Source organism: Kordia algicida OT-1, assembly GCF_000154725.1.
GTDB lineage: Bacteria > Bacteroidota > Bacteroidia > Flavobacteriales > Flavobacteriaceae > Kordia > Kordia algicida.
In genome coordinates this window covers 1,092,758-1,114,639 of the sequence record NZ_DS544873.1, presented here as the reverse complement: position 1 = coordinate 1,114,639, position 21,882 = coordinate 1,092,758, and the positions used below count along the sequence as shown (strand labels likewise).

The window sequence follows — 21,882 nt, the reverse complement described above, 5'->3', positions numbered from 1 at the left end:
ATCGTAAAAAAACGCAGCTATTTTAAGATTCTTTTTTTATGTGTATCTTAGAAGGAAAACCAAAAATAAAGAATAAATAAACTTAAAAATTAGACAATCATGCTTGGACTTATATTTGACATCGCTAATATTATGGCTGGAATTTTACTTGGAATAACCGCTTTGGATAAACTTGATGGCAAAAGCGATTTCTTCAATAATATTGCTAAAAAATTAATCCCATTTACAACAACTATTGGAGGAATCTCTCTAGGATTAGGAATTTGGTATTTATTAGGTTTCAAGCATATTATATACAGTGCAGTTGCCATTGCTGGCGGATTATTACTGCTTACACATGTATTGAGTCAAATTCCTGCCATTGGTGGCTCATTAGTAAAAATCTCTAAAAAATTAATGCCTTTTAAAGTAATTGTTGGAATGGCGTTATTAATTCTAGCGATCTTGTATTTATTCTAAAAATAGACTATTTAATTACTAATTTCTGAACAGTTTTAGCTGTTTTTGTGCGAATCTCTAAAAAGAAAATTCCGCCAGAAATGTTTGAAACATCAATGCGAGCTTGATTGTTTTGTTGTTTTTGAGTGAACACTTCTTTTCCTAAACTATCAAAAATAGTGACATTGTACGGTTCAGAAACTGTCGTAGAAATCGTCACATAATCCGATGCAGGATTTGGATACACGTTGAAGGTTGAAGTGATTTCTTCATTAATACTCAATGTACTTCCTTCGGTAACTGTCAACAATTGATTGGCAGTTAAGTTGGTATATGTATCTTGAATGCCGCTTGGCCAGAAAATTTCCAACATATCAATGGTCGTTTCTGTTCCAATTCCAAAAATTTCTGTTGCCGAATTTTGTCCTAAAAAAGCTTCGCCACACAATACATAACGATACATCGCTTGTCCGTTTACCGTTGCCTTGATTCTTGCACCAATTCCAGCTTTATTACTATTAACTCCGTTAAGTTTAACTTTTAACCAATTGTTAGTTCCGCCAGTATTTCTCCATAAAGCGTGATTCTCTGGTGCTTGATTTACCACGATAAAATCCTGATAACCATCATTATTAACATCGCCAATAGCATTTGAAAAACTTGTAAATGTATCATTAGCAAAACCAGCTGTAGTTGGAATTGTATAATTATTTCCTGTGTCACACTCATAAAAACCAGAAGTCAACAAGCCAGAATTCGGATCGTTAATCATGCTACACACATACAAATCCATATCGGTATCATTATCAGCATCAAAGAAATTTGCGCCCCAACCTATACTATTAAAAATAGTTCCTGAAGATGTGGCAATATCTGTAAAAGTTCCATCGCCATTATTCTTTAATAAATGATTTCCTTCCGTAGTATTTGTTACGTAAATATCTAAAAAACCATCATAATTATAATCGTCAATCGTAGTAGACATGGCGTTTGCCGCAACTCCTGCCCCAGAAGAAGCACTCACGTCAGTAAACGTTCCGTTTCCGTTATTTTTGTAGAGAATATTGGTATTGGCAAATCGGTCATTAGAAATATAAATATCTAAAAAACCATCATTATCATAGTCAAAAAAGGAAGAACAAAACGATAAATGTCCTACATTGCTAATTCCTGCAATCAGCGAAACATCGGTAAACGTTCCGTTGCCATTATTACGATACAATTGATTTGGAATGACTTTATTATCATCTTTATTACTCAAAAACAAATCTAAATCGCCATCATTATCATAATCGCCAAAAGAAGCACCATACGTAAATAGAATCGTAGAAGGAATTCCCGCAATAGCGGAAACATCTGTAAAATTAAAGTTTCCGTCATTGTTGTATAACTTATTCGCTGCGTCCAATCGTGCTACAAACAAATCATTGTCGCCATCATTATCATAATCAACCCACAAAACCTGCTTAGAATGTCCAGAAATGGTCATATTGAAAGTTTCTTCCACGAAAGTGCCCGAATTGTTTTTAAAAAACCGAACAGGAAAGTTTTCTTTACTCGCAAAAGTCAAATCGTCCCAACCATCGTTGTCATAATCGTAAAAACTAACGCCGCCAAGTTGTGTGCTAAAATTTCCTGTAATGTTGATTCCTAAATCGAACGCTTTTTCTTCAAACGAAATTTGTGCATTTCCCAGAAAAAAGGAAAGGAATGATAAAATAGCAATTGTGTAATTTTTCATATCCGCAACTTTTGAAAGTAACAAATATATGAAATCTTAATTTTATGTTAAAAAATTACACAATTGCTTATTATAGATATTGAAGTGATTTAAATTTTTTAGCAAATCAAAAAAGTTTAAATCACTTCATTATTAAGCTTTGAACAAAGGTCTGTCTGACATCATTGTATTTACTTTGAAAGCAATGTTTTCTAACTTCGCTTCATCTTCAAAATTTGTGATAGCTTCGTCAATATACTCAACGATCAATCCCATATCTTCTTCTTTTAAACCACGTGTTGTAATGGCTGCAGTTCCGATACGTATACCAGAAGTTACAAACGGGCTTTTATCATCAAAAGGAACCATATTTTTATTGACCGTAATATCTGCTTTTCCAAGAGCTGCTTCTGCTTCTTTTCCAGTGATATTTTTATTGCGAAGATCAATCAACATCATGTGGTTATCCGTTCCGCCAGAAATAATTTTATATCCTTTTTCAACAAAAGCATTAGCCATTGCCTGCGCGTTTTTCTGCACTTGTAAAATGTAATGCATAAATTCATCTGTCAACGCTTCTCCAAAAGCAATTGCTTTTCCTGCAATAACATGTTCAAGTGGTCCACCTTGATTTCCAGGAAAGACAGCGCCATCTAAAAGTGAAGACATTTTACGCAATTTTCCATTTTTAAGCGTGATTCCAAACGGATTTGGAAAATCTTTTCCCATCATAATCATTCCACCACGCGGTCCACGTAAGGTTTTATGTGTTGTTGTTGTTACAATATGACAATGCGGAATTGGATCGTTTAAAATTCCTTTGGCAATCAAACCTGCAGGATGCGAAATATCTGCCAATAACAAAGCATTTACACTATCTGCAATCTCGCGAAAACGTTTAAAATCGATATCTCTAGAATAAGCAGATGCGCCCGCGATAATCATTTTTGGTTGCTCTTTAGTTGCTATTTCTTGAATTTTATCGTAATTCAAAACACCTGTATCTTCTTCTACTCCGTAAAATGAAGGCGTATATAATTTCCCTGAAAAGTTTACAGGCGAACCGTGTGTTAAATGTCCTCCATGAGACAAATCGAATCCTAGAATTTTATCCCCAGGTTTCAAACATGCTGCAAAAACAGCAGTATTTGCCTGACTTCCACTGTGTGGTTGTACATTTACCCAAGCAGCTCCAAACAAAGCTTTGGCGCGCTCAATGGCGATGGTTTCTACCTCATCAACGACTTCACAGCCGCCGTAATAACGCTTTCCGGGATATCCTTCAGCGTATTTATTTGTCAGTACAGAACCTACGGCTTCCATAACTTGATTACTTACAAAATTCTCAGAAGCGATCAATTCCAATCCTTCTAATTGCCTTTCTTTTTCGGCTTGAATTAATTCAAAAATTTGTTCGTCGCGTTGCATTATTTTGACTCTATGTTAATAAAAACCAAAAATATGATTTAGATTCCATAACTCATATATAAAACTCATATATTTGAATAGAAATAACAATTTTTATAAAATAATAAACATTCAACACAACTATGCCAGATACAACCAATAATCCCAATCGCAAAACTTGGCTAGAAGTTGCTCCTGATAGCGATTTTCCAATTCAAAACATACCTTTTGGCGTTTTTCTCACCAGAGACGACGTGATTACCATTGGAACCCGAATCGGCGACTATGCTATAGATTTAGGTGCGTTACATCAATTAGGATATTTTGATGGAATTCCGCTTACAGATGATATTTTTTTGCAAGACAGCTTAAATGATTTTATTTCTGATGGAAAGAAAACATGGCGCTTGGTGCGAAACCGTATAGGAGATATTTTTGATGCCGATAATGCCGCTTTGCGCGATCATAAAGAACACCGCGAGCGCGTTATTTTTACCCTAAACGAAATAGAAATGCAATTGCCAGTACAAATTGGCGATTATACAGATTTTTATTCAAGTATAGAACACGCTACAAATGTTGGAAAAATGTTTCGTGGTGAAGAAAATGCCTTGATGCCCAATTGGCTTCATGTACCTGTTGGTTACCATGGAAGAAGTTCTTCGATCATTCCGTCGGGAATTCCAATTCATCGTCCGCAAGGGCAAACATTGCCTGCTGGAGCAGATACGCCTGTATTTGGTCCTTCAAAACGTGTCGATTTTGAATTAGAAATGGCGTTCATCACTACAGATGCCAATCATTTAGGAGAACCAATTCCGATTGAAGAAGCCGAAGATTATATTTTTGGCGTGGTTTTATTTAATGATTGGAGCGCGCGTGACATTCAAAAGTGGGAATATGTGCCATTAGGACCATTTTTAGGAAAGAGTTTTGCTTCGTCAATTTCACCTTGGATTGTTACTATGGACGCTTTAGAACCGTTTAGAGTAGAAACGCCAAAACCATTAAAACCACAATTAGAGTATTTACAATATACAGGAAAGAAAAGCTACGACATCAATTTGGAAGTAGGAATTACACCTGAAAACGGAGAAGAAACGATTGTTTCGCGTTCTAATTTTAAATATATGTATTGGAACATGGCGCAACAATTAACACATCATACGATCAATGGTTGCCCTGTAAATTCTGGAGATATGATGGGAAGCGGAACGTTGTCAGGAAAAACACCTGATTCATACGGTTCTATGCTAGAATTGTCTTGGGCAGGAAAAAATCCTGTGAAATTAAATGATGGTTCTGAACGTACTTTTATCAATGATGGCGATACTGTAACCATGCGCGGACATTGTAAAAATGAGCATGTACGTATTGGTTTTGGAGAAGTTTCTTCAAAATTATTACCTGTTTTTCAGCCGAAGAAGAAATAAATTTGCACTACAAATTATAATGAAAGCATCAACAATCGTTGGTGCTTTTTTGTTTTCTTAAACCAGATAAATAATTGCTATTGATAGTAAAATCACGCCATATACAAGTGTAAATACTTTTCCTGAAATTTTACTACCCATTTTTGCGCCGAAGAAATTAGCAATAAAATACGTTCCAAATAGAATTCCTACCAATTGCCAATCAATAGGATTTTCCAAATTATATTTGATAAAAGCACCGTAACTCACAGGCGGAATCAAAATTGCTAAACTCAATGCACGTGCATATTCCTTTTTGAGTTTAAATCCTCCAATTAAAATTGGCACCATTAACACACCTGCGCCAATTCCGAACATTCCACCCAAAATTCCTGTGCAAGCTGCCAAAATTCCAATCCAATATACTGAAATATATGCTTTGTCCGCAGCTTTGGCATTTTTCTTCATATACGATCGAAATTGTAATAACGCAATGATAACCAACAAAATAGCGAAGTAATATTTTAAATCTGTTTCTCCAATATAAAAGGCGAAAACTGCTCCGAAATACGAGAAGATGCAATAACAAATTACACCGACGACTATATGAATCCATTGTTTTTTTACATATTCGTACAATGACATTACACCTAGTAAACTCATAGGACCAAGCATCATGGTAAGAATGTTTCCTTGTGCGACCAATTGTGACATTCCACAGTATAAAACTAGAAAAGATACCAAAAACGGACCGCCACCGATTCCTGCAAAACCACCAATATAACCAACGGCTAGACCTAAAAGTACGTAAATAAGTGGATCACACATGCAAATAAAATTTGTTGCAATGTACTCGAAAAGTTTAGTTTTAAAAAAAAGAATCTTCTCCAGAAGCATTTTATACCATAAAAGAAATTTTTTCAATTTTGAAGTAACGAAATTTACATAAAAAAACTAATCTCGCCATATAGCAGGATTAGTTCAACTGTAGTTAAATTAATTAAAATTAGTACGCACAAAATGCACTCATACTACAATCCAACGGATTGATGGTATTACATAAAGCTGCCAATACTGAGGTGGAAATTGTAGAACCTCCTTTTACGGCATCTACTTGCTTATTATTAAGTTCAGCTATCGTCGCCTTTTTAATACTTAATGATGATTTTTTAATTTGCTTTTTCATAATGTTTTGGTTTTAATAATTAAATCTATCCTAAAAACATCGTCATGCATTTTTTTAAACTGGACATGAACGTATAGTGTACAAACAAAGAATTGGAATAAAAGAAGGACATAAGTTTGCAGGCACGCTTCGTCCTCCTCCTTTTACAATTGTGATTTCTTTATCTTCCAAGCTTGCAATACTTGATTTTCTTAATTTTAGCGACTTTTTTATATGTTGTTTTTTCATAATTTTTGCTTTTTAAAAGTTTCTGATTCGGATTAATAACACAAAACGCCTGTTCCAGCAGTACAGTTTCCGCGTGACAAACATCCTAAAAACGTAATGGTTGCTCCGCCTTTTAGCTGCTCTTGTGCTACTTTATTTAACTGTGTAATTGTTGTTTTTTGTAATCCTATTTTTTTCGATTGTTTTTTCATACTTTTCATGTTTAAATTTTGCCTACTCGTACGTTTTTCAGCTTCCACTATAATTATCTCTAGCAAGTAGTACAGTGATTACAATTTGTATAATCAACTGTAACACAACCGTGTGAACAATTTTCTGTTTCACAATGTTATCTGTCTTGAGATTCTGGTTGAAACGTTCCTGTTCCACCTTTTAACTTCTCTGTATTAAGGTTAGAAACGACAAACTTATTCAACCCTAATTTGAATTCTTGTTTTTTCATGATGTAATGTTTGTAAAAAATATGCCTACTCTATTAGTTTTTCGGCTTCCCCTTTTCTGAATAAATGGCCTTTTATTTCAATCATAAAGGAAAAGAGAAAAGTGTACAAAAACATCCCAACCGATAAAGATTTACAAATTGATTTTTGTGGAATGAAGCAGTTTACGCAATTTTATTTCTATAAGATTTTGGCGAAATGCCAGTCTTTTTCTTGAATGCGTTGTAAAAAGAAGTTCTATTGTTAAATCCTGATGAATATATAATTTGATTAATGTTCAATTGGTTCTTTTTATCCTGCAATAACTTCATGGCTTCGTCAATCCGATAATTATTTACAAATTCGAAGTAGTTTACTTCAAAATGCTCATTGATTAATTGCGAAGTATGATGTCGTGACAGGTTTAAATGTTCCGATAACGCATCTAACGTAAGTGAATTATCTAAATACAACTTATCAGATTCCATCAAAGACACCAATTTATCTTTCATTTCTACGGCAATTGAAGATGATAATCCGTTGTTTTTATATTTTGTAAACGGAATTTGTACAGCTCCAGAAAAGATACTTGGCTGCATAAAACTGAAATACGAAACTATTCCAATAAAGAAAACCATTGCATATCCAATTAAATAATCATTGGAAATAGTCATCAATCGAAAATAAATCAGCATAAAATAAGTGAAGAATACCAAGGCATATCCTGTAAAACACATCCATAACGATTTTACCCAAAAACGCTGTGGTTGCGTTACATTATCTTTTTCTCTTTTGTATAAATGATAAATTTTAAACACATAAATTAACATCAAAAAAGTGACAGTATATATCATGTATTGTCTCGGAATTGGCCACCAATTTACATATGTTGAGTATGTTTGATTTTGCGCTAATGTTAACTTTACGGCATGTGGTAAAAAGTAAAAGCGTCCAAAAACCCAAAAAATCCAAACCAAAGGAATGGCATGTCGCAAATCGCGCCAAGTAAAAGGAGTTTTTCGCAACACACGTTTTATATATATGTATAAAAGCGGTCCATAAGAAACCCAAGGGATAAAGTTAGTAAATGACATATGTTCTACGTAAGAACCTTCATAACCAGACCAATATGCACAGTTAAATAATTGATTATAAGAAAATAGTAGTAAAAAAATGCCAAAAATACTATTGGCAACGCGATCACCTTTACGCTTTAGAAAAAATAAAATTCCGAGTACAAAGGCTTGTATGGCAAATGCAAAGAATAGCATTATCCATATGTTTATGGTAGTTTCCATCGGCAGTGGTTTTTAAGAACGAATTTTGATTGAATGATGTTGTTTCAAGATACAAACAAGAAAGTAAAATCCTTCTTAAAAAATTCTTAATTCTTATTCCGATGAAGAAAAAATGATTGTTTATACAAATTGTTCTAACGGAATCGCATTAATTTGGCTATGCGACGCATGCGCTACCGTTATTCCATTTTTTACGATAATTAATTGCGGACTTTCATGCCATACTTGGAATTTAGCTGCAATTTCCTCTGAAATGGAACGATAACTCAACAAATCCAAATAATAAACTTTCATTTGGTTTTCCTCCAAAGGATAATTTCGTTCAAATTGCTTAATCACCATACTACTAATTCCGCAACGCGTACTATGCTTAAAAATGGCTACAGGCTTTGTTTTAGACTCATCCACAATAGTATCTAATTGTGCAACGTTAGTTAATGGAGTCCATTGTAATTTTGAAGGCTCTGGAGTTTCAGAAGGATTAGAACTTCCAAATATTTTATTGAATATTCCCATAAGTATGTACTAAATTTATAAAGTGAGTCGAAAGTACTTTCGAATACTTTCAAAAAAAGTAAAAATGTCAAAATGTCTTGTAAATTCAACGTTCAACCGCCATTTTGTCTTGTATTCGCGATTGGAATAACAATTGCAAAATTATCAAAAAAACACATAACGAAACGCTATGAATTTTAATAATTATACTATAAAATCACAAGAAGTTGTGCAACAAGCGCAACAACTGACACAAACATATGGACATCAACAAATTGAAAATGAACATCTTTTTAAAGCTATCATAGATGTTGATGACAATGTATTGCCATTTCTACTAAAGAAACTCAACGTAAATGTAACTTTGCTAGAACAAATTTTAGAAAGTACACTCAACAGTTTTCCAAAAGTAAGTGGCGGAAACATCATGCTATCTCCAAAGACTGGAAAAACGCTGACAGACGCGAGTATTGTTGCTAAAGAAATGAATGACGAATTTGTATCAACTTCACATTTAGTCTTAGCAATTTTCAAATCAAACAGTAAAATTTCACAAATCTTAAAAGATCAAGGAGTTACCGAAAAAGGTTTAAAAGCTGCGATTCAAGAATTGAGTAAAGGCGAACGTGTAACTTCCGCTACTGCGGAAGAAACCTATAATTCACTAACTAAATACGCAAACAACCTGAACCAATTGGCAAACGATGGAAAACTCGATCCAGTCATTGGTAGAGATGAAGAAATCCGTAGAGTATTGCAAATTCTTTCTCGTAGAACCAAAAACAACCCAATTTTAGTCGGAGAACCTGGAGTTGGTAAAACTGCTATTGCAGAAGGATTGGCACATAGAATTATTCAAGGTGATGTTCCAGAAAATCTGAAAGACAAGCAAATCTATTCACTCGATATGGGCGCATTGATTGCTGGTGCAAAATTTAAAGGTGAATTTGAAGAACGTTTAAAAGCCGTCATCAAAGAAGTTACTTCTGCAGATGGTGATATTGTACTCTTTATTGATGAAATTCACACCTTAGTTGGTGCTGGTGGCGGACAAGGTGCGATGGATGCAGCAAACATCTTAAAACCTGCATTGGCACGTGGCGAATTGAGAGCAATTGGAGCAACAACACTAGATGAATATCAAAAATATTTTGAAAAAGACAAAGCTTTAGAACGTCGTTTTCAGAAGATTATGGTAGATGAACCAGATACTGAAAGTGCAATTTCTATTTTAAGAGGAATTAAAGAAAAATATGAAACACATCACAAAGTACGTATCAAAGATGAAGCTATTATTGCTGCGGTAGAATTATCGCAACGTTACATTACCAATCGTTTCTTGCCAGATAAAGCCATTGATTTGATTGATGAAGCAGCTTCCAAACTTCGTATGGAAATTAACTCAAAACCTGAAGAATTAGATGTTTTGGACAGACGAATTATGCAATTGGAGATTGAAATTGAAGCGATAAAACGTGAAAATGACGAAGCAAAGCTAAAAGCACTAAATCTAGAATTGGCAAATATCAAGGACGAACGCAACGAGATTTTCGCAAAATGGCAATCGGAAAAAGATGTCGTTGATACGGTTCAGGCAACGAAAGAGGCTATTGAGAACTATCGCGCAGAAGCGGAAAGAGCCGAACGTGAAGGAAACTATGGAAAAGTAGCCGAATTGCGTTACGGAAAGATCAAAGAAGCACAAGCAAAACTAGATTCGTTGCAAAAAGATTTAGAAACGCATGAAGAAAACGCGCTAATCAAAGAAGAAGTTACCAACGAAGATATTGCAGAAGTTGTAGCAAAATGGACAGGAATTCCTGTGACAAAAATGCTGCAAAGTGAGCGTGAAAAATTATTACAACTCGAACAAGAATTGCACAAACGCGTCGTTGGACAAGAAGAAGCCATTGTTGCTGTTTCAGACGCCGTTCGTAGAAGCCGTGCAGGATTGCAAGATGCCAACAGACCAATTGGTTCATTTCTTTTCTTGGGAATGACAGGTGTTGGAAAGACCGAATTAGCAAAAGCACTTGCCTCCTATTTGTTTGATGATGAAAACGCGATGACGCGAATTGACATGAGCGAATACCAAGAATCACATTCGGTAAGTAGATTGGTTGGTGCGCCTCCAGGATATGTTGGTTATGATGAAGGCGGACAATTAACAGAAGCTGTACGACGCAAACCGTATTCTGTAGTGTTATTAGATGAAATTGAAAAAGCGCATCCGGATACATTCAATATTCTGTTGCAAGTATTAGACGAAGGTCGTTTGACAGATAATAAAGGAAGAATTGCCGATTTTAAGAACACGATCATTATTATGACATCTAACATGGGAAGTCACATTATTGAAGAAAAATTCAAGGCAATGAAAGACATGTACAGCGCTACGGAAGCTGCCAAAGTAGAAGTTTTAGGATTATTGAAACAAACGATTCGTCCAGAATTCTTAAATCGTATTGATGACATGGTCATGTTTACACCGCTTTCGCAGGAAAACATCAAAGAAATTGTGCGTTTACAGTTGAAAAATGTAATGAAAATGTTGGCAAAACAGCAAATTACTTTAGATGCAACCGAAGAAGCAATTCAATATTTAGCAAAACAAGGATTCGATCCGCAATTTGGAGCGCGACCTGTAAAGCGTGTCATTCAGCGTAAAGTATTGAATGAACTTTCTAAGGAAATCCTCAGCGGAAAAGTCACGGTAGACAGTATCATTCTGCTAGATGAATTTGATGAAAAATTGGTTTTCCGTAATCAAACAGATTTAATAGAAAACGTTTAAAAAAAGAATCATAAAAACACAAAGCGCAATCAATTTGATTGCGCTTTGCTTTTACTAACAATGTCAGGAAATATTATGATGTCTCCTGAACTACAAGATTCAATATATAAACGCTTCTCGAAAGGCTTTATTTTAGGGAGAAAAGTTAAAGTTTTGCGAATTTACCTTTCCTGCTCCAATGGCAGCAACGAAGTTGACGTATGGTAAAATGAAGTTGCGGAATGTAATTTTTGAAAATTCATGATAAAAATACAAAGTCAAACAACATTCTTAAATCATTCAATCTTTTAATTCTTCAATCTTTCAATCTAAAAAACAAAAAGATAGAAGCCTATGCGAACACACACTTCTATCTTCCTTTAACTAACTCAAAATTTATAATTTGACTACTAAAAACTGTAAAGGGAGTTATTGCAACTTATGGTCTTAGCAATATTGTTTACCAAAGTTGCAACTTTACTTTTATATTTTTTAATCATCTATTATTCAAACTCTTACAGGTTCACATGTACACGTTTCAATAGGACATGTGCTTTGTTTGCCCAAAGAATTATCTACTGTCGGATCGTCAGAATGTTTAATTCCTCCTTTCAGTCGAATCGTGTCCAAAGAAGCAATGATCTTCTTTTGCAATGTTAATTTTACACTTACGTTGGATTTTTTCATGACAATTCTTTTTTAATTCATTATAAATTTACTAATAATCAAACACTTACAAATACTCAGAAACAATACTTCCGCTACGTTTTTACTATAAATTATTTATTTTATACCGATTGGTATATTTTTTTACTATATTTGAAGTATGAAACGTAAAGCTGAAAAAACTACTGCTTTTATTGTAGAAACCGTTGCGCCTATTTTTAACAAAAATGGATATGCCGCAACGAGTATTTCTGACATAACAAAAGCAACTGGTTTGACCAAAGGCGCGATTTACGGAAACTTTAAAAATAAAGAAGAACTTGCCATTGCTTCGTTTAAATTCATGGTAAAAAGCTTGATGAAAGACCTTGTAAAACACATGGATAAAAGCGATTCGCCAATTGGAAAGCTATTGTTAATCTCAGATTTTTATCGGAATTATTACATGTATACCAACAAAATGGGCGGTTGTCCAATTTTAAATATTGGTGTAGATGCGAACAATCAAAATTCATTATTACTAGAAAAAGTTCGCACCATTATTCAAAGAATTCAAGATCAATTGGCAACTATTATTGAAGATGGTATTGAAATTGGAGAAATTTCTACGGAAGTTAATGCAATGCATTCCGCAAAACGTATCGACACCATGATTCAAGGTGCAATTTTTATGGCATATACCATGGATGATGATTTCTATATTCAAGATACGATGAACCAAATTGATAACATGATACACAACGAATTAAGCGCATAAAACTATTTTTTTAATCAAAAATATACCGATTGGTATATTTAAAAAAACAATTAACAATGACACAATTACCAAAAATTCTAGAAAGCAACGCCAAAATACGATTTCAAGATTGCGATCCGCTAAATCACTTAAACAATAGCAAATATCTCGATTACCTCATCAACGCTCGTGAAGATCAACTCATTGAACACTACGATCTTAATATCTTTGAAAATGCCAAAAACACAGGAACAACTTGGGTGGTTGGTTCACATCAAATTGCATACATACGACCAGCATTTGTCATGGAAACCGTTACCATTCAATCACAATTGTTACAATATGGTAAAAAGCAGTTATTGGTAGAAATTCGCATGTACAATCAACAAAAAACAGAACTGAAAGCTGTCATGTGGAGTTCGTTTGTACACTTCAACGTTATAAAAGGAAAAGCACACGAACACAATGAAAAGTTTATCACATTGTTTGAGAATGTTGTGCTTCCAGTTAAAGAAACAAATTTTGCAGAACGTATAAAAAGTTTGCGTTTGGCAACAGTTTCTTGATATTTATCAGTTTTGCGATATCGGTTTTTAAGTATATTTACGCCAAATTAAAATTACAATGAACATCAATCGATATATAGATCATACTTTGCTAAAACCAACGGCTTCGGAATTGGACATTAAAAAATTGTGTGATGAAGCAATAGAACACGATTTTTATGCTGTCTGTGTGAATAGTTCGTATGTCAAATTGGCGAAAGACTTTCTATTTCCAAATACTTCTGTAAGTGTGTGTAGCGTGATTGGTTTTCCGCTTGGCGCGATGAGTACAGAAGCAAAAATAGCAGAATTAGAGCAAGCAAAACTAGATGGTGCAGAAGAATTTGACATGGTTATCAACATCGGTTGGCTCAAATCTAGAAAAGAAGATTTGGTCTTTAAAGAAATTAAAAAACTAAAATTTGCCGCAGGAAATATGATTTTAAAAGTCATCATTGAAACCTGTTATCTTACCGATGAAGAAAAAATAAAAGCAACTGAAATTGCGGTTGAAGCTGGCGCTGATTTTGTAAAAACGTCTACAGGCTTTGGTACAGGCGGCGCTACTTTTAAAGACATTGCCATCATGAGAAAAGCGGTAAAAGGCAACGCAAAACTTAAAGCTTCTGGCGGTATTCGCAATTATGAAACAGCAAAAAAATATATTGATGCTGGCGTTTCGCGCTTGGGAACTTCTAACGGAATTGCAATTATCAACGGAACCATTTCACAAAACAACTATTAAATTATGAGTATACACATTAACGCAAAAAAAGGTGAAATTGCTCCAACAGTGTTGCTTCCTGGCGATCCAATGCGTGCCAAGTGGATTGCAGAAACATATTTTGAAAATCCTACGTTATACAATGATGTACGCGGCATGTATGGCTACACAGGAACCTTCAATGGGAAACCAATTTCGGTACAAGGAACAGGAATGGGCGCACCTTCTATCGGGATTTATGCACATGAATTAATTAATGAATATGAAGTACAAAAACTCATTCGTGTAGGAAGTGCTGGTTCGTATCAAAAAAATGTAAAAATTAGAGACATTGTGATTGCTATGGCAGCTTCTTCCAACAGTAGTTTTAATAATTTACCGTTTCATGGAGAAAATTTTGCGCCTACCGCTCATGCGGAATTATTCTTAGCAGCAATCAATGTGGCAAACGAAAAAAATATTCCTGTAAAAGCAGGAAATATCTTAACGAGCGATGTTTTTTATCAAGAAGATCCCGATTATTATAAAAAATGGGCAAAATATGGCGTACTTTGTGTTGAAATGGAAACAGCGGCTTTGTATACACTTGCAGCACGATTTCAAGTAAAAGCATTATCTTTATTGACGATTTCGGATAGTTTAGTTACACATGAAACGACAACTTCCGAAGAACGTGCCAAAACGTTCAAAGAAATGATTGAAATAGCACTAGCCATCAGCTAACATAAAAATACGAACACGAATGAAAAAAAACATCTTACTCATACTGAGTTTATTCTTAGTTGTAAATTGCTTCGCTCAAGCATCAAAAAAAGAAAAGAAAAAAGACAAAGCAACCACATCTACGTATTACTTGATTCGACATGCAGAAAAAGATCGTTCTGACAAAAGCAATAAAGATCCTGAATTAACCAAACAAGGAAATAACAGAGCGGCGTATTGGGCAGAAGTTTTTAAAAATGTAAAATTTGATGCGGTATATTCCACTGAATACAACAGAACTATACAAACTGCACAACCAACTGCAACAGCAAATAAACTAGAAATTACTTCGTATCATCCGTTTAAAATTAAAATGTCAGATTTTTTAAAACGAACCAAAGGAAAAACGGTTTTAGTTGTTGGTCATAGCAATACAACACCAACATTTGCAAATAGATTGCTTAGAAAAGAAATGTTTGAAGACATTGAGGACGATAATAACGGAAATTTGTACATTGTTACCATTACTGGCGATGTGCGAACTGTGCAATTGTTGACGATTAATTAAACTTCAAATTTTCTAGAGAATAGAAAGTAGCTATACGGAGTGTTTGTGAAAAATATTTTTTACATAACACGCAAAGTTTCATACAAATTCTAGTGAAATAGCTATATTTGCGTCCATTTATGCAAAAAAACATCAACATACAAAACAAAAAAGCACGCTTTCAATACGAAATCTTAGACAAGTATACAGCGGGAATTGTACTCACCGGAACGGAAATTAAATCCATCCGATTGAGCAAAGCTTCCATTGCAGAAAGTTTCTGTGAGTTTAACGAACGTGGCGAACTTTTTGTCGTGAATATGTATATTGAAGAATATGCTTTTGGAACACATTACAACCACAAACCTAGAAGCACACGCAAGTTACTCTTAAATAAAAAAGAATTACGAAGTCTCAACAAACAAGTAAAAAACTCAGGATTAACGATTGTGCCATTGCGTTTATTTTTAAATGACAGAGGTTTGGCGAAATTATCTATTGCGTTGGTAAAAGGTAAAAAGATTCACGACAAACGTGAAACCATCAAAGATCGCGACAATAAGCGTAACTTAGATCGCATCAAAAAAAGTTTCCGTTAGATTTCTAGAATTTCATCATATTTCATGTGCTTTCGACATGATTTTTTCAGGTTCCTTAATTTTCAAGACATACAGTTTTTTCGGTTTTTATAGAATGTTTGTTTTTAGCAAATATCTAATAGCTTCCAAATAATGTATAGTTGTCATTCTTGCGTTCATGCGGAGCTTGCCGAAATAAAGGCAGGAATCTATACTTTTTAGAAACTCATGTGCTATTTTACTTTATTTACGGAAAACCACATTGTGTATGTGTGGGTTTTGTTTTACATTTATGGGAAATAATAGGAAGTTGTTGAGAAATGAGTTCCTGTAAAGTATATGTGAGACAAAATATGAAAAAAACTAAATACAATCCTATTGACTTACTCGTTGAAAGATTGTCTGAGAATTTTGCAAAAGTAAAAGACTTTGATAAACTACAAGAATCAGAAGAAGGAAAAAGGCTTTTTGACTTGATTATTAAGTCGTCATCTGAAATGGAAAATTTTCAAGTGCTTTTTCTGAACTATTATATTCCTTCAGCAAATAAGTCAATTGTAGATAGTTGGAATCAAGTTTCAAAGTCTAAATACAGACATTTATTGAATATTTCAAAAGATGAATTAAAAGAGAATCTTTACGAAACTATTCGACTTGGATATGTTGGACTTTTTCATAAATATGAATCATATCTAAAATCGTTGGTCAATGCTACAAACTTTCTATTAAAAGAACTTAATCAAGAAAACAACTTGTTGAGTATCGAAGAATACTGCAAAAAAGAATTTAAAATAAATATTTTCAAATCTCACAACTGTTTTGATATAACCAAAAGAATAAATTACATATCTAATGCTGTAAAACACAATGACGGATTTCATCGTGAAGAAATTCATCCAGATTTTTTAAATCCTGATACAAACAAAAGAATTGTAGTTGCTAAAGAAACTTTTAAATCTGATATTGAGAAACTAAAATCACATTGTCAATTATTAATGTCTCAAATAATTACAATCGGATTTAAACAATATTTTGAACTTGATTATGAAACAATAAAAAATAGCTTAAAACCAGAATTAAAAGAAAGTGTCGAAACAAAACAAAAACTAGAGGAAATAATTAAAAATTTTGATTTTTTTTTATCGGACTTTAAAAAATAAATACTTTGTCTAAAAAGGTTAACCAATAAACAATCCAAAAAAAATTTATAAACTGGCTGATTTTAGCCTTTTTAAGGAAATATTTATTTTAATTTTCCCTATCCACACTTAAAATTAGTACCATTTACAATCAAGATATAGTTACCAAATAATACTTTTATATTGAAAATAATTGAATAATTTTTCTTGATATATTTTCTTGCCTTGCATAACCTAAGAAACATAATTATTCAATATCTTAGACTTGTGCAACAGCCACATCGCATAAATTAATTGCTGGTTTTTGCCAGTTTACAAAAGTTCTCGCGAATTCAAGTTTGTGTTTACTAAATTAGACACTTAAACAAGCAACTAAACATACACAAACACGTGGCCAATAATGTGAGAGTATGAATGTGCAAGAAACAAAAATTATTATGCTACTAAAATTTTGTAAAATTTGAATGATCAAAAGTCCATAGCTGTTCTACCATTTGTCAATATGAGTAATGATATTGACAACGAGTATTTTAGTGATGGAATAACTGAAGAAATTATTAATGCTTTATCCAATATTAAGGCATTAAAAGTTATTGCAAGAACATCTTCTTTTGTCTTTAAAGGAAAACATGTGGATGTTAGAAAAGTTGGAAAAGAATTAAATGTTTCTACCATACTAGAAGGTAGTGTGAGAAAAGCTGAAAATCGCGTTCGTATTTCTGCACAATTAATAGATACAACAGATGGTACGCATTATTGGTCAAAAAATTTTGATCGCGAGCTTGATGATATTTTCAAACTACAAGATGAAATTAGTCTTTTAATTGCAGACAAAATAAGAGAAAACTTTGGGCATTTTAATGTTGACGATTCGCTGGTAACGCATCATAATATTTCTACAGCAGCCTATCACGAATACTTAAAAGCGAAAAAGCTTATTTCACGTTTTAATAAAGATGATGCTTTAGAAGGTATTTCAATATTAAAAAACGTCATTGAGCAGTATCCAACATTTGCGTTGGCGCATGTTCATATTCATTACGCTTACAATATACTCGCTGCTGCTGGATTAATGCCTGTAAAAAAAGCTTTTGAAATTGGTGGACATTATCTAGAAACTGCTCACAATTTAAAAGTAGATTTACCCGAAGTTCATCATTCCTTAGGTTGGGACGCTCTCAATAAAAAATGGGATTTTAAATCTGCTGCTTGCCATCTTAAAAAAGCTTTAGAACTAAAACCTGGCTATTCCGATGCACATCAAAAACTCTTTATCACTTTAATCTTAGAAGGAAATCTTGATGAAGCTAATATCCATATAAATAAAGCATACACACTAGATCCGCTTAACGATTTAAACAACTATTTTATGGGCTACAATGCCTATATCAATAAAGATGAAAACGCTGTAAAAAAGCATTTTAAAAAATGTTTTGAAATCAATAACAAGTTCATTGTTGGTTATGGTATTTATGCCTTGGCTTTAGCTTATCTAATACAACCAGATAAAATTATTGAAGTTGCTAAAAGCATTCCAGAAATGGATGGCTCTAAAACAGAGCAGCTAATTATGACCACCTTGGCGTATGCTGTAAGGCAAGATTCTGCTAAGGTTGAAACAAATTTAGAACTACTAAAACCTTTACTCAATACCGATAGTCGTGAGCGTGTACGCTTTTTCTTGATTTATATTTATACGATTTTAAAACAGTACGATACCGCTTTAGATTTAATAGATGCAGGCATCTTACACAAAGAACCTTTAATGACATTAGTTAAAGTAGATCCGTTATTAGAACCTTTACACTCGCTTGAGCGCTTCAAAAAACAACTTCAAATCATTTTTGCCTTATCAAACGAAAGTAAACCCACAACCGAAACTACTGAAAAACAATTACTTTCCAAAGCTCAAATAGCACATTATAAAACCGCTATTTTAAACTTAATGAAAAACGAAGAATGTTTCCTTGATACCACACTATCCTTACGAACTTTAGCGGACAAAATCGATATTCATCCCAATCATTTATCATGGTTGCTTAATGCGAGCTTTAAGAAAAACTTTAACGACTTTATCAATACTTATCGTTTAGAATATTTTAAAACCATTGCTTTAAAACCAGAGTTTAAGCACATTACTATTCTTGGTTTAGCTTACGACAGCGGTTTTAATTCTAAGAGCGTATTTAATACTTTTTTCAAAAAAACGGAAGGCATTACTCCTAGCAAATGGGTACGGCTACATAATAAGTAAATCGCTTTTTGTTATAAATTCCGAACGTTCTAAATTATAATTCAACACGACTCATAACTGTTTATACTCCAATTTTGCAGTATCAAATAATCAATTAAAAAAACGAACAGTTATGACTACTTTACACAAATTCTTAGTCGCATTAGCAATAGGTATGCTAATGCTTTTTACATCATGTTCAACAGATGATGACAACAATACACCTTCGATTGACTACACAACTGCTGAAAATTTATTAACTGAAATTGACTTTCAAGGTTACGCAATTATCACAAAAAATGGAAACGATTTGGTGCGGCAAGGTTTTGGTTTAGCCAATGAAGAAACAGCTCTCCCGCAAGATTACGAATTGGCTTACCGTATTGGTTCGGTATCTAAAACATTAACCGCAGCTGCAATTATTCAACTAAAACGTGATGGTTATATTTCAAATTACAATCAAACGTTAGACGAATTTGATCCTGAGTTTCCTTACGGGAATCAAATAACAATCGCACAATTATTATCACACCAATCAGGTATTCCAGATTATCAAGTTGTTGTTGAAGAAGCTACAGCACAAGGCAACTTTTTTGATGAAGAAGATATCTACGAAGTAATTATTGAACTAATTTCAGAAAACGGACTCAACTTTACACCTGGCGCAGGAAAACAATACAGTAATTCCAACTACCTGATCGCTGCTTTGTTGGTTGAAGAACTAACTGATATGTCTTACCATGAGTACATTCAGCAGAACATCTTTGATCCTTTACAAATGACAAATACTTACAGAGGAGTAGATAACATTAACGCTAATACGCATGCAGAAGGTTACAACAATGGAAGCGCACACAGTATTTATCCTATGAATTTAGCTTTTGGTGCTGGTGATTTTAGTAGTACACCAAAAGATATGGAAATTTGGACAAATGCGATAAAAACAGATTGGTTTTCTACTGCCGAAAAAGACGTTATTTTCGCGCAAGATGTACCAAGTGGCTATGTAGATTTTGGTTTAGGTTGGTTTACCTCACAAGAAGGCAATACCACACTTTACTGGCATGGTGGTGATATTGACGGTTATTGGAGTATGATTGGTTTTGTGCCAGAACACAATGCTACCATTGTACTATTAAGCAATCAGCAAGATGATTCTGGTGAACAGCGTAATACCATTATTCAGCAACTGCTAACCAACGAATTTAACTAAGATTCAATCTTAAATCATTAATCATTAGAAAAAATGCAACATACCAATATATTATTAGCAGGTGCTACAGGCTATTTAGGCAGGCATTTATTAAAGGTTTTGATCGAAAAACAAAACCAGGTAGTTGCAATTGTCCGTAAGCCAAATCAGATAGATAATCCTAATGAAAACTATCTGGAAATTAAGCAAGCTGAAGTCACCAAACCCGAAACTTTAAGAGATATTTGCAAAGGGATAGATACGGTCATTTCAACTGTTGGTATTACGAGGCAAAAGGATGGTTTAACCTATATGGATGTCGATTATCAAGCGAATATGAATTTGCTTGTTGAAGCCCAAAAAAGCGGTGTGAATCATTTTGTTTACGTCTCTGCCATTAATGGAGATAAATACCGAAATCTGAAAATTTTTGAAGCCAAGGAAATGTTTGTTGATGCTTTAAAATCATCAGGATTAAACTATACCATTGTAAGACCCAACGGCTTTTTCTCAGATATGAAAGACTTTTTGCAAATGGCAAAATCGGGGCGTGTATATTTATTCGGATCAGGCAATCAAAAATTCAATCCAATTCATGGAGAAGATTTAGCCAATGCGATTGTGGAGAATTTGAGTGATTTCAACAAAACAATAACCATTGGAGGTCCTGATGTTTTAAGTCTAAATGATATTAGTAAATTAGCATTAACTTCATTAAACAAGCCGATTAAAATTACGCATTTACCTGATTGTTTAAGACGATTCACTATTTGGTCTTTAAGAACTTTCACCAGCGTTAAAACCTACGGTCCTATTGAATTTTTCCTAACTTTAATGGCTGAAGATAATATCGCACCAACCTATGGCAAGCACCATTTAAAAGATTATTTTAGAGAAGAAGCTAATACACTAGAGATATGAACATTCCAGATCCAAATACCGTTTTTCCGTTAGCCAATTACGATAAGCTATGTTTTTTGAAAAACTACATCAATAATCCGAACATTGAGATTGGCGACTACACCTATTATGACGATTTTGAAGCTGTTTCAAATTTTGAAAAAAATGTGAAATACCATTTCGATTTTATTGGCGATAAACTCATTATTGGAAAGTTTTGCATGATAGCTTCTGATGCCACTTTTATTATGAATGGTGGCAACCACTTAACCGAAGCTACATCAGCTTATCCGTTTGCCATATTTGGCGGTGCGTGGCAGCATGCTATGGATGGCAAAAGTTATCCAACTAAAGGTGATACTGTAATTGGTAATGATGTTTGGATTGGTCACGATGCTACCATTATGCCAGGTGTAACCATTGGTAATGGTGCCATTATAGCCACAAAAGCAGTGGTTACAAAAGATGTTTCGCCTTACACTATTGTTGGTGGCAATCCTGCAAAATTGATTAAAAAACGTTTTTCTGATGATATCATTTCAAA

General features: G+C 33.8%; 23 protein-coding genes. 14 read left to right on the top strand and 9 right to left on the bottom strand.

The genetic code is table 11. The features are described 5' to 3' along the window. The first annotated feature begins 99 nt into the window (after window positions 1–99). A complete protein-coding gene (locus KAOT1_RS04680; protein WP_007093569.1) occupies window positions 100–459 on the top strand; it encodes a hypothetical protein in 360 nt (119 codons plus the stop codon). A gap of 7 nt (window positions 460–466) precedes the next feature. Here the strand turns inward: KAOT1_RS04680 and KAOT1_RS04675 are convergent, their stop codons facing one another. After that, window positions 467–2,179 (bottom strand): FG-GAP-like repeat-containing protein, encoded by a 1,713-nt coding sequence (locus KAOT1_RS04675; protein ID WP_157560044.1) that lies wholly within the window; start codon window positions 2,177–2,179, stop codon window positions 467–469. Window positions 2,180–2,311: 132 nt separating this feature from the next. Continuing rightward, a complete protein-coding gene (gene glyA / locus KAOT1_RS04670) occupies window positions 2,312–3,586 on the bottom strand; it encodes a serine hydroxymethyltransferase (RefSeq protein WP_007093567.1) in 1,275 nt (424 codons plus the stop codon). Between the two features lie 122 nt (window positions 3,587–3,708). Between glyA and fahA the strand changes: the two genes are divergently transcribed. After that, complete coding sequence (gene fahA, locus KAOT1_RS04665) at window positions 3,709–4,998, top strand: fumarylacetoacetase (protein WP_007093566.1); 1,290 nt, start codon at window positions 3,709–3,711, stop codon at window positions 4,996–4,998. A gap of 57 nt (window positions 4,999–5,055) precedes the next feature. Here fahA and KAOT1_RS04660 read toward each other — a convergent pair whose 3' ends face one another. From KAOT1_RS04660 to ytxJ, 6 genes are all read right to left on the bottom strand, one after another. After that, window positions 5,056–5,805: a sulfite exporter TauE/SafE family protein gene (locus tag KAOT1_RS04660; protein ID WP_007093565.1), complete on the bottom strand. Its 750-nt coding sequence runs from the start codon at window positions 5,803–5,805 to the stop codon at window positions 5,056–5,058. A gap of 178 nt (window positions 5,806–5,983) precedes the next feature. After that, on the bottom strand, window positions 5,984–6,163 hold the full coding sequence (locus KAOT1_RS04655; RefSeq protein ID WP_007093564.1) for a class I lanthipeptide: 180 nt from the start codon (window positions 6,161–6,163) through the stop codon (window positions 5,984–5,986). A 54-nt stretch (window positions 6,164–6,217) separates the two neighbouring features. After that, the gene (locus tag KAOT1_RS22730) at window positions 6,218–6,391 is read right to left on the bottom strand and encodes a class I lanthipeptide (protein ID WP_007093563.1); all 174 of its coding nucleotides are present in this window, start codon (window positions 6,389–6,391) and stop codon (window positions 6,218–6,220) included. A 32-nt stretch (window positions 6,392–6,423) separates the two neighbouring features. Further along, window positions 6,424–6,582, bottom strand: coding sequence for a class I lanthipeptide (locus KAOT1_RS04650; RefSeq protein ID WP_157560040.1), 159 nt, complete (start codon window positions 6,580–6,582; stop codon window positions 6,424–6,426). A gap of 413 nt (window positions 6,583–6,995) precedes the next feature. Continuing rightward, complete coding sequence (locus tag KAOT1_RS04645; protein ID WP_007093560.1) at window positions 6,996–8,108, bottom strand: helix-turn-helix domain-containing protein; 1,113 nt, start codon at window positions 8,106–8,108, stop codon at window positions 6,996–6,998. Between the two features lie 120 nt (window positions 8,109–8,228). Next, window positions 8,229–8,624, bottom strand: coding sequence for a bacillithiol system redox-active protein YtxJ (gene ytxJ, locus KAOT1_RS04640; protein WP_007093559.1), 396 nt, complete (start codon window positions 8,622–8,624; stop codon window positions 8,229–8,231). A gap of 169 nt (window positions 8,625–8,793) precedes the next feature. On the opposite strand from ytxJ, the gene clpB reads away from it, so the two are divergent. Then, window positions 8,794–11,397, top strand: coding sequence for an ATP-dependent chaperone ClpB (gene clpB / locus KAOT1_RS04635; RefSeq protein ID WP_007093557.1), 2,604 nt, complete (start codon window positions 8,794–8,796; stop codon window positions 11,395–11,397). Between the two features lie 486 nt (window positions 11,398–11,883). Here the strand turns inward: clpB and KAOT1_RS04630 are convergent, their stop codons facing one another. After that, window positions 11,884–12,063: a hypothetical protein gene (locus KAOT1_RS04630; protein ID WP_007093556.1), complete on the bottom strand. Its 180-nt coding sequence runs from the start codon at window positions 12,061–12,063 to the stop codon at window positions 11,884–11,886. Window positions 12,064–12,202: 139 nt separating this feature from the next. Between KAOT1_RS04630 and KAOT1_RS04625 the strand changes: the two genes are divergently transcribed. The 11 genes from KAOT1_RS04625 to KAOT1_RS04575 form a co-directional block, all read left to right on the top strand. Beyond that, window positions 12,203–12,799: a TetR/AcrR family transcriptional regulator gene (locus KAOT1_RS04625; protein ID WP_007093555.1), complete on the top strand. Its 597-nt coding sequence runs from the start codon at window positions 12,203–12,205 to the stop codon at window positions 12,797–12,799. 56 nt (window positions 12,800–12,855) lie between these two features. Then, window positions 12,856–13,344: an acyl-CoA thioesterase gene (locus KAOT1_RS04620; protein ID WP_007093554.1), complete on the top strand. Its 489-nt coding sequence runs from the start codon at window positions 12,856–12,858 to the stop codon at window positions 13,342–13,344. Window positions 13,345–13,402: 58 nt separating this feature from the next. Next, window positions 13,403–14,068 (top strand): deoxyribose-phosphate aldolase, encoded by a 666-nt coding sequence (gene deoC, locus KAOT1_RS04615; protein ID WP_007093553.1) that lies wholly within the window; start codon window positions 13,403–13,405, stop codon window positions 14,066–14,068. A 3-nt stretch (window positions 14,069–14,071) separates the two neighbouring features. Further along, window positions 14,072–14,770, top strand: coding sequence for a purine-nucleoside phosphorylase (deoD, locus tag KAOT1_RS04610; protein ID WP_007093552.1), 699 nt, complete (start codon window positions 14,072–14,074; stop codon window positions 14,768–14,770). A gap of 19 nt (window positions 14,771–14,789) precedes the next feature. Further along, window positions 14,790–15,317, top strand: a complete 528-nt coding sequence (locus KAOT1_RS04605) for a SixA phosphatase family protein (protein ID WP_007093551.1) — start codon at window positions 14,790–14,792, stop codon at window positions 15,315–15,317. 119 nt (window positions 15,318–15,436) lie between these two features. Continuing rightward, window positions 15,437–15,895 (top strand): SsrA-binding protein SmpB, encoded by a 459-nt coding sequence (gene smpB / locus KAOT1_RS04600; protein ID WP_007093550.1) that lies wholly within the window; start codon window positions 15,437–15,439, stop codon window positions 15,893–15,895. A 332-nt stretch (window positions 15,896–16,227) separates the two neighbouring features. Beyond that, complete coding sequence (locus tag KAOT1_RS04595) at window positions 16,228–17,034, top strand: hypothetical protein (protein ID WP_007093549.1); 807 nt, start codon at window positions 16,228–16,230, stop codon at window positions 17,032–17,034. A gap of 439 nt (window positions 17,035–17,473) precedes the next feature. After that, window positions 17,474–19,267: a helix-turn-helix domain-containing protein gene (locus KAOT1_RS04590; RefSeq protein ID WP_040559328.1), complete on the top strand. Its 1,794-nt coding sequence runs from the start codon at window positions 17,474–17,476 to the stop codon at window positions 19,265–19,267. A gap of 112 nt (window positions 19,268–19,379) precedes the next feature. Next, on the top strand, window positions 19,380–20,459 hold the full coding sequence (locus tag KAOT1_RS04585) for a serine hydrolase domain-containing protein (RefSeq protein WP_007093547.1): 1,080 nt from the start codon (window positions 19,380–19,382) through the stop codon (window positions 20,457–20,459). 33 nt (window positions 20,460–20,492) lie between these two features. Further along, window positions 20,493–21,359 (top strand): SDR family oxidoreductase, encoded by an 867-nt coding sequence (locus tag KAOT1_RS04580; RefSeq protein WP_007093546.1) that lies wholly within the window; start codon window positions 20,493–20,495, stop codon window positions 21,357–21,359. Further along, on the top strand, window positions 21,356–21,882 hold a 527-nt coding region (locus KAOT1_RS04575), incomplete at its 3' end, for a CatB-related O-acetyltransferase (protein ID WP_007093545.1). The genes KAOT1_RS04580 and KAOT1_RS04575, both read left to right, overlap by 4 nt.